This is a genomic window from Cyanobacterium sp. IPPAS B-1200 (assembly GCF_001747005.2).
Classification (GTDB): Bacteria; Cyanobacteriota; Cyanobacteriia; order Cyanobacteriales; family Cyanobacteriaceae; genus Cyanobacterium.
Genome location: NZ_CP182899.1, coordinates 692563 through 704506 on the forward strand (window position 1 = coordinate 692563; position 11944 = coordinate 704506).

The 11944-nt window shown below is 39.7% G+C and carries 10 protein-coding genes; 5 read left to right on the forward strand and 5 right to left on the reverse strand.

Going from position 1 to position 11944, the window contains the following annotated elements:
* Positions 1 to 6: 6 nt before the first annotated feature.
* Positions 7 to 2523, reverse strand: a complete 2517-nt coding sequence (locus A5482_RS03100) for a sugar phosphate nucleotidyltransferase (protein WP_446684803.1) — start codon at positions 2521 to 2523, stop codon at positions 7 to 9.
* 136 nt (positions 2524 to 2659) lie between these two features.
* Here A5482_RS03100 and A5482_RS03105 point away from each other — a divergent pair, with 136 nt between their 5' ends.
* On the forward strand, positions 2660 to 3739 hold the full coding sequence (locus tag A5482_RS03105; RefSeq protein WP_069791445.1) for a WD40 repeat domain-containing protein: 1080 nt from the start codon (positions 2660 to 2662) through the stop codon (positions 3737 to 3739).
* Between the two features lie 77 nt (positions 3740 to 3816).
* Here A5482_RS03105 and A5482_RS03110 read toward each other — a convergent pair whose 3' ends face one another.
* Positions 3817 to 4128 carry a cupin domain-containing protein gene (locus A5482_RS03110; RefSeq protein WP_242412002.1) on the reverse strand — a complete coding sequence of 104 codons (312 nt, stop codon included), beginning with the start codon at positions 4126 to 4128 and terminating at the stop codon, positions 3817 to 3819.
* A gap of 66 nt (positions 4129 to 4194) precedes the next feature.
* On the opposite strand from A5482_RS03110, the gene A5482_RS03115 reads away from it, so the two are divergent.
* On the forward strand, positions 4195 to 4944 hold the full coding sequence (locus A5482_RS03115; RefSeq protein ID WP_069791446.1) for a class I SAM-dependent methyltransferase: 750 nt from the start codon (positions 4195 to 4197) through the stop codon (positions 4942 to 4944).
* On the opposite strand, the gene A5482_RS03120 is transcribed toward A5482_RS03115, so the two are convergent.
* From A5482_RS03120 to A5482_RS03130, 3 genes are all read right to left on the reverse strand, one after another.
* Complete coding sequence (locus A5482_RS03120; protein WP_069791447.1) at positions 4937 to 5662, reverse strand: TspO/MBR family protein; 726 nt, start codon at positions 5660 to 5662, stop codon at positions 4937 to 4939. The genes A5482_RS03115 and A5482_RS03120 overlap by 8 nt on opposite strands.
* 92 nt (positions 5663 to 5754) lie before the next feature.
* Positions 5755 to 6756: an L-lactate dehydrogenase gene (locus A5482_RS03125; protein ID WP_069791448.1), complete on the reverse strand. Its 1002-nt coding sequence runs from the start codon at positions 6754 to 6756 to the stop codon at positions 5755 to 5757.
* Positions 6757 to 6839: 83 nt separating this feature from the next.
* Positions 6840 to 8864 (reverse strand): DICT sensory domain-containing protein, encoded by a 2025-nt coding sequence (locus tag A5482_RS03130; protein WP_069791449.1) that lies wholly within the window; start codon positions 8862 to 8864, stop codon positions 6840 to 6842.
* Between the two features lie 677 nt (positions 8865 to 9541).
* On the opposite strand from A5482_RS03130, the gene A5482_RS03135 reads away from it, so the two are divergent.
* The 3 genes from A5482_RS03135 (at position 9542) to A5482_RS03145 (ending at position 11933) form a co-directional block, all read left to right on the forward strand.
* Positions 9542 to 10312, forward strand: coding sequence for a pilus assembly FimT family protein (locus tag A5482_RS03135; protein WP_083260470.1), 771 nt, complete (start codon positions 9542 to 9544; stop codon positions 10310 to 10312).
* A gap of 111 nt (positions 10313 to 10423) precedes the next feature.
* The gene (locus A5482_RS03140) at positions 10424 to 10897 is read left to right on the forward strand and encodes a type IV pilus modification PilV family protein (protein ID WP_069791450.1); all 474 of its coding nucleotides are present in this window, start codon (positions 10424 to 10426) and stop codon (positions 10895 to 10897) included.
* Entirely contained in the window at positions 10824 to 11933 is a 1110-nt protein-coding gene (locus tag A5482_RS03145; RefSeq protein WP_141712701.1) for a PulJ/GspJ family protein, read from the forward strand. Before A5482_RS03140 ends, A5482_RS03145 begins: the two co-directional genes overlap by 74 nt.
* Positions 11934 to 11944: the final 11 nt, after the last annotated feature.

The window sequence follows — 11944 nt, forward strand, 5'->3', positions numbered from 1 at the left end:
TCCTAATCAATCATTTACCTGCTGAGTAATGATAAACTTTTGAATTTTAGAGCGATAAATTTGGGAGTATTTATCAGCCCATTCCTTGCTATCACTATTAGTGTAAATATGAACCAAAGACTCCCCCGCATCAGGAAGAATCAACACCCAATTATCAGAATGAGGTTCAATAATTTTCACCCCATCAATCAACTCCAATGCTTCAGGAGATTCTGTTTCGACCAAATAACGCATTAGCGCTCCCTTAGTTTTGAGAGGGCAACGAAGGGACTGGGATTTGTGACACACCTTTGGTAATTCCGTTCTTACCTGAGTCAAAGAGCGCTCTTGCACCGTCAACATTTCAATGAGTTTGGCAATGGAAAACATCGCATCAAAACCTGGATGAAGATGGGGAAAAATAAAGCCCATATCTCCGCTACCCCCCAATACCACATTAGAATTATTTTGAGTTGCTTCCATGAGAGCAGTGGGATTTACTTTGGTACGAATCACCCTACCATCATGGCGCCTGGCAATTTGTTCTACCGCACTAGATGTATTTACAGGTACTACCACCGTCCCCCTGGGGTTAGCGGTGAGGATAGTATTAACCATCAGGGCGGTTAACTCCTCCCCCCGAATTTGTAAACCTGATTCATCCACCAAAATAAATAATTCCCCATTAGCAGAAACCTGTACCCCAAAATTAGCCTTGAGGGCTTCCACCACATGACCTAATTGCACCAATAAAACTTCCCTTTCTTCGGTAGAAATTGCCCTTTGTCGCAAACTCGCATTTAATACCACCGCATCACAACTAAATTTACCTAATATCTGAGGTAATATCGCCCCTGAGACGGAATAAACATAGTCAATCACAATTTTGGTATTGCTAGTGTGAATAGCTTCTACATCCAACTGTGTCTCGAAGGTTTTGCGGTAGGTTTCAATAATTTGGGAAGGGTAAGACATATCGCCAATGTCAATACTATGGACTCTTCTTAAGTCTTCTTTGAAATAAGCCCCTTCAATTTTTTTTTCTTTGGGTTTGGGAATGTTAATACCTTTTTCATCAAAAAATTCAATTAACATATCCTCATGGCGCTCTGGGTGTAGGCGCACATGGACTCCCCCTTGCACTCCCAATTTGGGTGTCATGGTACGGGAGATGGGAATGGCGGTAGATTCTAGGTTTTGAATGTCAATGCCCACAGACATCAATCCTGCAATCAGAGAGCGACTTACCATCCTTGATACGCTCCTTTGATCCCTTGATACTACCACCGATGAGCCATGTTTAAGGGTTGAACCGTAGGCCGCCCCCAGTTTGACCGCAAATTCTGGGGTAATGTCGATGTTGGCAAGCCCTGTGACTCCCCTTTGACTGAATAGGTTACGGTGGGCTATATTTCCCCATATCAGGTTGATATTGAGGGTTGCCCCTGATTCGATTCTTTTTTGGGGCCAAATTCTGACTCCAATATTGATTTGGGATTCTTCGCCAATGTTGCACAATGCACCCACTACCACCCCTTCAGCGATTTGCACTCGTCTATCCATTCTGGTACCCCTTGCCACCACACAGGCGGAAAGGGAACATTCATCGCCGATGGTGACACCGTTACCGATGATGGGGCGGTTCAATTCTACGTCGTTGCCGATGGTGACGTTATCACCGATTACTGTACTTCCTTCTATTCTGGTACGGGCGCCGATACGGCAGTTGTTACCGATGAGGACGGGGGCTTCGATGATGGCGGTGGGATCGATATAAGTATTTTCTCCCATCCATATACCATACTCGATTTCACGGTAGGCAAAGTCCACTAATACTTTTTTGTCGATCGCATCGTACTGGGATTCACGATAGGCTTCTAGGTGTCCTACATCGCACCAATAACCTTCGGCTACGTATCCATACATGGGGGCGCCGATTTCGAGGAGAAGGGGAAATAAGTCTTGGGAAAAGTCTGATTCTTCGTTTTTGGGGAGATATTTTAAAACTTCTGGTTCGAGGATATAGGTGCCTGTATTGACGGTGTCGGAGAATATTTCACTACTAGAGGGTTTTTCGAGAAATCTTTGAATTCTGTCTTCTTTGTCGGTGATGACTACGCCAAATTCGATGGGATTGGGCACACGGGTTAATACCAGGGTGGCTTTTGATTGTTTTTCACGGTGAAAGGCGATCGCCTTTTGGAGGTCAAAATCTGTGATACTATCTCCGCTAATGACCAAAAATGTCTCTTGTAATAATTCTTCTAAATTTTTCACACATCCAGCGGTGCCAAGGGGTTGCTCTTCTTCCACCGCATAGGTCATTTCTACCCCAAATTCGCTACCATCTTGAAAATAATCTCGCATCACATCAGGAAGATAATGAAGGGTGGCAATCACTTCGGTGATGCTGTTACGCTTAAGTAAATTAAGGATATGCTCGGCAATGGGGCGGTTTAACACTGGTACCATGGGCTTAGGTAAATCACAGGTTAAAGGACGCAATCGAGTGCCTGAGCCTCCCGCCATTAAAACCGCTCGCATAAATTCTCCCTTCTATTTTGTCAAAATGGTATAGTTAGTTTTTAGCCTAACATTTATTAATCCACAATGAACAATTCCATTAACTAATAAGTTAACTTTAATTTATTTTTAATAATAATCACTAATTCAATTTTTTATGAGTAAAACAAAAGCAATTAAAACAAAGTACAAGAAACAATGGGAAAAATCTTTGGATGAGTACATCATGGCCGTGAGTTGGTCTATAAATGGTGACTTGGCGATCGCCTCTGCCCGAGGAGAGGTAATGATAAAAAGGGCAAAAAATGACCCTGTAGAAACCCTTTTGGATGCTTCCCAAACCAATGAACACCCCGTGGGTTGTGTGGCTTTTTCTCCCCAAGGAGAATTACTCGCCGTAGGTACTCTGGATGGAAAATTAAGGGTGTGGCAAGTAAATCCTGAAATAAATTTGGTGGAAATGTTTGAGTTTCCCAAACAGTGGATTGAGAACGTACATTGGCATCCTTCCCAACCTATCCTCGCCTTTAGTTTTGGTCATTATGTTCAAGTATGGGATGCACAAAACCATCAAATAATAGCTACTTTACCTTTTCCTGATTCTTCGGTATTAGATTTACAATGGCATCCTACGGGGGAATATTTGGCCATGGCAGGAAATGGCGGCATTCATATTTGGACGGCTTCTGATTGGGATGAAGATCCTTTCATTGCCGAAATGCAGGGGGCTTGTAGTAAAATTGGTTGGTCTGGGGATGGTAATTATTTGGCTGGAAATTGTTTTGATAATAGTGTTTGGATATGGTGTTGGGAAAATCTGGAAACTTGGCATTTATCAGGATTTGGGGGCAAAATTCGTAATATTACTTGGTCTACTTCCTCAGCCGATTTTGCTCCTTTATTAGCTATTTCTTGTTTTAATGGTGTCATTTTGTGGAAAAAAGCCGAGGATGATAATGATGGTTGGGCTTCTTTACCTTTACAAGCCCATGATGGCATTATCGAGAGTTTAATGTTTCACCCCCAAGATTTTTCCTTTGTTTCGGCGGATGATGAGGGAGTGTTATTCTTTTGGAATGAAAATAGAAGCATACAACAAAGATTTATCATAGAAAATGACGGTTTTAGTGCGATCGCATGGCACCCCGACGGTACAAAACTTGTGGCAGGAAGTCGCCATGGTAAAGTTATCATTTGGCAACAGCAAAAAGAGAAAAAAGGTAAAGGTTTCGCCTAATTAACCATGAGGGATAAGGTGATGAGGAGATAAAATAAACTGAAGTTTAATTATTACACCTAACCCCTAATACCTAGTTAGTAAATATGTATTGCTAACCAGATACAATTAGGGGATGTTTTGATTACTTGGTGGGGGGTTTGGGCTGCAATGAAAAGATAATCTCCAGCCTTTAAATTGATGAAATCATCTCTGATTTTTAATTGGGTTTCCCCTTCAATCAGGATTATCCATTCATGGTGATCTTGATTATATATCTTATGGTAAGGGCGATCGCTACTTACAATCCTCTCTATCACCACATTTTCACACCGTAACAACTCAGAAAAATCTTCCCCATCCACCAAAAAAGGGAGATTATCAAACAAATTTTGAACTTTCGCCATCATAAGCTATCAACCATTATTCCCAACCTCTGAGATAATAGCAAAAATTCCCCCCCCAAAACTTAAACAATGTCATCTTTTAAAAACATCATCCTTGCCATAACCATCCTCATATTCACCTCCGTATTATTCGCCTCCTCCCTCACCTACCAACCAACTCAAGGAAAAAACAACCAATTTTATCAATACAAAGCCCTCCATAACAAAGACGGCATCGGAAAATTTTACCTTGGCAGAGAAATCGCCAAAGTGATGGGGCATCAAGAATTTTTATGGTTAGAGCGCCCCAACAGAGAAAATCAAGAAAAACCCAGCGCCGTCATCTCTGCCCTCCATCTTCAGCCTACCGATAACATTGCCGACATTGGCGCAGGCTCCGGATATTTTAGCTTTCGTCTCGCCCAACAAGTACCCCAAGGCAAAGTTTTCGCCGTAGATGTGCAACCCGAAATGTTAGACATCATCGAATTTTTTAGTCAAGAAAACCCTCAATTGCCAGTGCAACCCGTATTAGGCACAGAAAAATCCCCCAACCTAAAAAAAGAATCCATTAATTTTGCCCTCATGGTAGATGCTTACCACGAATTTACCTACCCTAGAGAAATGATGGAAGGAATTGTAAAAGCCCTCAAGCCCAAGGGTAGAGTTGTATTAGTAGAATATAGAAAAGAAAATCCCTTGATACTTATCAAAGGAGTCCATAAAATGACAGAAAGACAAGTAAAAAAAGAAATGGAAGCCATAGGCTTATCATGGGTAATAACAGAGGAATTTTTACCCCAACAACATTACCTTGTTTTTGAAAAACCCGTTAACTAAAAATCTTCTCCTTTCCATTCAATTGCCAAATACTAATCACCAAAACAGAAGCAACTATCAACCACAGACAAGAAGGGAAAATAAGCCAACCCGCCAAAGGCAAAATTTGCCCATAGACATAAGCAAGAATAAAAGATGATAACAGTGGACCAATTATTACCACGGGTACAGCTAAACCATATCTACCTTCTACCGTAAAAATAGTATTCCAAGTATCTCCTAAAGCCAAATGAATAGTGAAAACTATCAGAGGTAAAGCAAGGAAATTTTGGTTTAACTCTTGCCACACTAGATAAGAAGAAACAACCCTTAAAACTCCTATACTTATCCACACCACAGGAAAAACAAAGGCAGGAGGCGCCCACTTTGGACGTATGACTTGATCATATTGTTTTCGGGAACGAGTATTATCTAAAGGAGAAAAAAGACGAGATCTGATAGTGAAGAAAATCCAGAATAAACTAACAATAATAGTATTAATTTTATCATCAAGATTATACTGAATTAGTTGTTTAAAGCCTAAGTTAATTAACCACAAAGTTAAGGTCATAAAACCAATTTGGGCTAAAGTTCCAAGTACATAAACAAATAAATTCTGTCCATTTAATGGATTATATTCTTGCTTCTTCTCAATGTCTTGTCCTTCTTTGACACCCATTACAGTATCAATAGTATTTAAAATCTTGTTATTAGATGATGTATCTGGATTATTAGTCATAGTTTGTTATCAGAAGAATATAGTTATTAAAAGTTTGGGTTAAATTGTAGAAACCATGAGGATAATAATTAATAAGATATTTACTCCTACTATTAGTTATCAATGCTAAACTGCTTAAATATATCCTTTAAAAGATTGGCAGAGTGTTGTAACATTTCTTTCTCGTGGGGGCTAAGGGCTAAGTTGACCGTTTGTAAAATGCCTTTTTCATTAATAACCCGAGGAATACTCAAGCAAATATCATCAATACCATACATTTCTCTCATTAAACCACTGACCGTTAAAATACGTTCTTGAGAATTAACGATCGCCTTTACAATATCAGTAGTAGCTAAACCAATAGCATAGGAAGTACTACCCTTACGACGGATAATTTCATAGGCAGCATTTTTCACATCATCATAAATTTTGGCTAAAAACTCTTGTTCATCATTACCCAAGTTTTCCCAACCATTAGGCACAATTTTCACCCCTCCTACATTAGCCATACTCCACAAAGGAACTTCACTGTCGCCATGTTCACCGATTATATAAGCATGGACACTACGAGCATCTATGCCCATTTTTTTAGCTAATAAAGAGCGAAAACGAGCGGTATCTAATACAGTACCAGAGCCAATCACCCTTGAGCTAGGAAAACCCGTAATTTTAAGAGTGGCATGGGTCATAATATCCACAGGATTACTCACTACCAAAATAATCGAATCAGGGCAGTATTTCACCACATCAGCGAGAATATTTTTATAAATAGCAATATTGCGCTCAACCAAACTCAAGCGACTCTCTCCTTGTTTTTGGGCAACCCCTGCAGTAATAATGACGATGTCTGCATCTCTACCTTCATGGGCAACCGTACCCGATTTTAAGTCCGTGGGAGAAATAAAGGGCATTCCGTGGGATAAATCCATGATTTCCCCTTCCAATTTTTCCGTGGCAATGTCCTGTAATACCAACTCGTCAAAGCAGTCTTGAATTAATAAGGAATAGGCACAGGCTAAACCCACTTGCCCCAAACCGATAATAACTCCTTTGCGGGGGCGAATAAACGAAGATTCTTGGGCGCTGGGATTAGGAATTAAAATTTTATCAAACATATCAGAAATAATTGAGAATGAATAATTAATGATAGATAATAAAAGTTAAATTAATATTATCTGACCTATTCTCTCTTATACGACTAATAGCGTTCCCTTAACTTTAACCTCTTATTTTGTACCTTGGGAGGAGGAAAATCGGCTCCATCAAAAATAGGAATAGTAAAATGAAACTTGCTACCCTGATTTTTCCCTGAAGATTCTGCCCAAATTTTTCCACCCCAATTATTAACAATTTGACGACAAATAGCCAAGCCCAATCCTGTACCTCCTGCCGAGCGTCTTAGGGCGCCTTCTTCCTGGTAAAAACGATCAAATACTTGATTAAGGCGATCGGGTTCAATACCTCTACCATTATCGGATATAGTAACCTCTAAGTTAGCAAGATCTTTCTCTTTGACGCTAATACGAATATGTCCGTTACCATTGGAAAATTTACAAGCATTATCCAGCAATTTGCTTAATACTTCCACTAACCACTCTCCATCTACTTGCACGAGGGGAATTTGTTGAGGTACTAAATTTTCAATACTAGGAATAATGGATTGATCTTGTCGAGAGCGAATATGGGAGATGGACAACTCTACGCATTCCTCTAGGGACAAAGGTTCTGGGTTCCATTCTACTCTGCCGCTTTCTAGTTGAGAAAGGGTTAAAAAGTCCTGTACCAGTTTACGCATTCTCTCGGCATCTTGAAGGGCAGTGCTAAGCATAATTTGCTTTAATTCCTCTGGCATATCTGGCTCATTAGCAAGGCTCTCAAGGCAGATTTGGATAGTGGATAGGGGAGTACGCAATTCATGACCAGTAATGGCTACAAGGTTGGAACGGGTGCGATCGAGCGCCTCTAGCTGTTCATTGAGGTCTTCTAAATTAGTATAGGATTCAGCTTGAATAAGGGCAACGGCCACCTGCGTTGCGATCGCATTTACCAAAGCAATATCCTCTGGTTTCCAATTAATAGGTTTATCATCACAATGATGTAACTCCATCACCCCCAAAAGACGACCCTGATACAAAATTGGTACAATCAACCAAGAAATAATAGAGCAACTACTAATTAAATTCTTTAAAACCTTTGTTTTACCCTGAGTACGAGGATCCAACTCCACATCATCAATACTAATGGACTCCCGTAAATTTAACACCTCCCGAAACAAAGGATTTTGCTTCAAAGGCCAAGTTTGCCCCTTAATAGACTTTATCCCATCGCTCAAAAACTCATGGTTAATTTCCGCATTATAATCACTCTCCTGACAACGATAAATCAAACAACGACATACCCCTAAACCTTCTCCCAACTTATCCACCGCCATCTGCAAAATCTCCTCTGGATTCAACGAGCGACGAATGGCATCCGTAACAGAATTTAAAAGTCTTTCCTTTTTCTCCTTGGTACTCAAAAAATTGTTTGCCTTGATTAACTTATACTGCCCCGACTGTAAATAAGTAATCAACCGCTGTACAAAAGGATCTGGATTTATAATCGGAGAACTAATTTGCCCCTCTGTGGGGAAAAAATCTACCCCAGTGGATGACATTTTATCCTTACGACAATAACGCTCTTTTGCCTTCTCCACCTTTTCTTGTAACTCAGGACGATAATTGGCAATTCTATCCAAAAGTATCGATGCAGCGGCTAAGGTAACATCAGAATCAAAAGTCCAGATTCCCTCAAAACGACGACTATTATCCATAGACATCTCCGCCGCCTCTGTTTTGGGTAAATGGGTTTTCTCCCGACAAATTAAACAGCTTGTGTAGTTTTCCCCAATTACCACCAAGTGCCATTCTTTGGTTAGGGCATCATCTTCATCAAAAGCTATTTTTTCGTAAACATCCGTGGTATTGGAAAAATCTGTTTCTGGGGCGGCTAAAACATAAACATGGGGCGAAATTTTGCCGATGCGACGATAACGGTGAGCTTCTTGGCGATAAAATCTTTCCTTCTGAAAACTAGCTATAATCAAGGCTTCTTCTGTATTTGCCAAAACTTGATCTTCCATAGCGTGAGATAGTGCTGTTAAGGAAGATTTGAAATAGATTTGAGTTCGCCACGTGGGAAAAACTTGTAGTAAATCTGTGACAACAGAATTAGGGTTGCTCATTGAATCTGTTTAATTTTTGGTCAGCTTTGATTTCTGGTTCGGAAATAACAATAGAAAAGCCGTCATGAATTACGGGTCATCATTACCTAAAAATTTTGGTAAATCTCTCTATCCACTTGAGGTGACAATTAATGGCACTAGATTCTATCCTACTATTACTTGGTGATGGGTTGTTATTGCTTTGTGACTAATTTATGTTAAGTTTTTTTACGAAAAAACCCTGTAGTCAAATTTCATGAAAGGTTTATGTTTGTTCAAAGTATGAAAATAAAGAGGTTAAATATTTTTTTTAGATGCAATGGTTCAGTTTTAATAGTATCTTATGGCAAGTAACATTATCCTTGATTAGCCTTTTTCTTCCTTTACTTTCATTGTTGTAATTACTATTTTATTTCTTGATATTTTATTTTTTTAACATCAATAAAAGACTTTTCATGGGTCTTACTATCTCTCTAAATTTGACGCTCTGTCAAACTTTGCGTATTTTTACTTAACTATACTGAATCTTTGTTAAGGGTGTTTAAAGATACTAAAAAGTTCCCATAAAATTTGCTATTAATTGTAGATATAAAAATCAAAAAAAAGGGTATAATGTTGAACATCTTACTATAAAACATAAAATAACAATTTTAAATTAATCATCAGCGTAATTATTGTTTCCTACTACATTAAAAGCTATGAAAATCAAAACTGGTATTGTTAAAAAACTATTGAGAAGCCAGTCTCTACAGCAAGGTTATACACTGCCAGAGATATTGGTAGCGATAGGTATGGCTTCTATCTTGGGGGCTGTGGCTATAGGTAGCAACCCTTTTGGGCAAACTTCTAAATTAAATGATGCAGGGTATCAGTTAGAAGGTATTTTGCAACAAACTCGCACAAGGGCGATCGCCACTACCTCTGCCATCAGAATAGAACCAGATCCCGACAACCCTAGTACGGCTCTAAAAATAGAATCCGCTACCACCAAAGGATGCGAAGCCATCAGCGCCCTATCGGCGGCGGTAGAGAGTGATGAAACACAAATACCAGTGGTTTCCACAAGAGGTTTTAGTGTGGGGGATAAACTCAAAATTGGTAGTGATGACACCGATAATCAGGTAATTGCCATCGATGATAACTCATCATTGCTTACCCTTGGACAAGCCATTGGCTCTACCCAACCTGAAGATGCAGTGGTGGAATTAGCACAAAACTGGGCGCCCGATGGGGCATTATTGACGGAGGATTTAACCTTTAATGAACCCATGGAAATTGCCTCTAATGTGAGTAATAATGAATGGCGCTTGTGTTTTGATAGTCGAGGTTTTGCTCGTCTTTTTGATGCCCAAGGGGTGGTAGATCAAGATTTAAAACTCACCATTTCCGATACCAGTAATGATGAAGAATTAGATCTTCTTGTGTTGAAGGGCGGTGCAATCACAAAGCCCGAAACCGATGAATTATAAAGGTAAACCATTATGAGTGACTCCTCTATCTAAGAAAAATAGAGTTTTTATATAAAAAAATATTGCTAATTTGTAAGCGCAAAATTAATCCACCCAAGTAAACCAAATCAGATGAATAGATTGCACCATGACAAAAACCTAAAAAAGATTAAATCTGAGGGAGGTTTTACTCTCCTAGAAGCCACGGTATCGATGTTTTTATTATCTTTTGCTATACTTCTCAATTTTCCTTTATTGGTGGTACTACAAAACGAAAATACGACTTCAAAAGTCAGGCTTGGGGCAACGTCCTTGGCTCGGGATTTATTAGATGAAGTTAGGTCGAGAAGGGCGATCGCCCCTGTTGATGGGCAACTACAAACGGGGCTAGATAAACTGGGCTATGAATATGATGCCACCACCTACATTTGTACCACAGAGCCTGATATTGATGAAGATTTTAACGTCACAGGATGTAGCACTAGCGACAACAACACTGATCTTAGACACATTGTAATACAGATAAAAAGAAATGGACAAACAGAACCAATACACACCGTTCAAACAGCCTTTACCCGTGTTATTCCGCCACCTGCTGCGAACTAGTAATTCGGAAAGAGGCATTAGTATTATTGAAATGTTGGCTTCCATTGCCATTTCAGGGTTGGTGGTGGGAGTAGCGTTTTCTGGCTTCGATGTATATCGCCAAAGTTTTGTGCGAGATCAATCCCGTAGTTCTGTTAATCAATCCTTGACAGGAGTTTCTTCCCTCATTGGTCCAGATATTTTACAAATAGGTCAGGGTTTAACGGATGATCCCAACTTTGAAGCGGTAAGCGTTGTTCAAACGAATATACCCGGAACCGATGATAAATCTTCAGTCATAACCATCACAAAAGCTCTTGTTTCAGCATCACTACCTATTTGTGCTGATATTGATGCAGGAACAACAGATGATATTACAGTAATGGATACCACTGATCCAGACTTGGGAGGATGTAGTTTTGTGGATAATTTACCAAGAAATACCCCCGATGGGTGGCCCGATATATTAAAAATATTTCGAGATAACAGGGTTAAGAGTGGTGGCTCTGCAAGGGCTTATATCTACGATGGCTCGGAAAATTATGAGATCTTCGACTATACGGATGAAACCTACGATTCCTCCAAGGCTTTTATGGAAACTGATACCCACACTTGGCAACATGACTACAGCAAAAATGGTACTGGTAGAATTCATATTGTTGAACAGCGCACCTACTTCTTACATCGTAAAGATGGGGAAGACACTGGAGCTCTTAAATTAATAGTTGATCCTCCTCAAGAGATTGTTGATGGTGATTTAAGTAATGTTGATGATTATGACACTCTGACTTTAGCTGAAAATATCGCTAATTTTGAAGTGGTAGTTAGTCTTATTGAGGATGTGACTGAAGATGCAACTTATGAATGTAGGGTAATTCCCCCTGGGGATGATGAATGTTTACCCGATGAAGTGTCATACTCCTGGGCAAATATTCAATACATTGAAATGATAACTACCCTTGCTCCAGAAGAGGAAGAGCTGAGACGTAGTGGTTTGACAGAGGAGGATTTAGTTTTGACGGAAAGATTTTTCCCTCGAAATGTCTTTAGTTTTTAATTTTTGTTGTT

What these genes read in the sequence shown, in the direction of transcription:
- A5482_RS03135 (WP_083260470.1), top strand. Translation starts at nt 9,542, where the DNA reads ATGAAAATCAAAACTGGTATTGTTAAAAAACTATTGAGAAGCCAGTCT.
- A5482_RS03125 (WP_069791448.1), bottom strand. Translation starts at nt 6,756, where the DNA reads ATGTTTGATAAAATTTTAATTCCTAATCCCAGCGCCCAAGAATCTTCG.
- A5482_RS03140 (WP_069791450.1), top strand. Translation starts at nt 10,424, where the DNA reads ATGAATAGATTGCACCATGACAAAAACCTAAAAAAGATTAAATCTGAG.
- A5482_RS03110 (WP_242412002.1), bottom strand. Translation starts at nt 4,128, where the DNA reads ATGATGGCGAAAGTTCAAAATTTGTTTGATAATCTCCCTTTTTTGGTG.
- A5482_RS03100 (WP_446684803.1), bottom strand. Translation starts at nt 2,523, where the DNA reads ATGCGAGCGGTTTTAATGGCGGGAGGCTCAGGCACTCGATTGCGTCCT.
- A5482_RS03105 (WP_069791445.1), top strand. Translation starts at nt 2,660, where the DNA reads ATGAGTAAAACAAAAGCAATTAAAACAAAGTACAAGAAACAATGGGAA.
- A5482_RS03145 (WP_141712701.1), top strand. Translation starts at nt 10,824, where the DNA reads ATGGACAAACAGAACCAATACACACCGTTCAAACAGCCTTTACCCGTG.
- A5482_RS03120 (WP_069791447.1), bottom strand. Translation starts at nt 5,662, where the DNA reads ATGACTAATAATCCAGATACATCATCTAATAACAAGATTTTAAATACT.
- A5482_RS03115 (WP_069791446.1), top strand. Translation starts at nt 4,195, where the DNA reads ATGTCATCTTTTAAAAACATCATCCTTGCCATAACCATCCTCATATTC.
- A5482_RS03130 (WP_069791449.1), bottom strand. Translation starts at nt 8,864, where the DNA reads ATGAGCAACCCTAATTCTGTTGTCACAGATTTACTACAAGTTTTTCCC.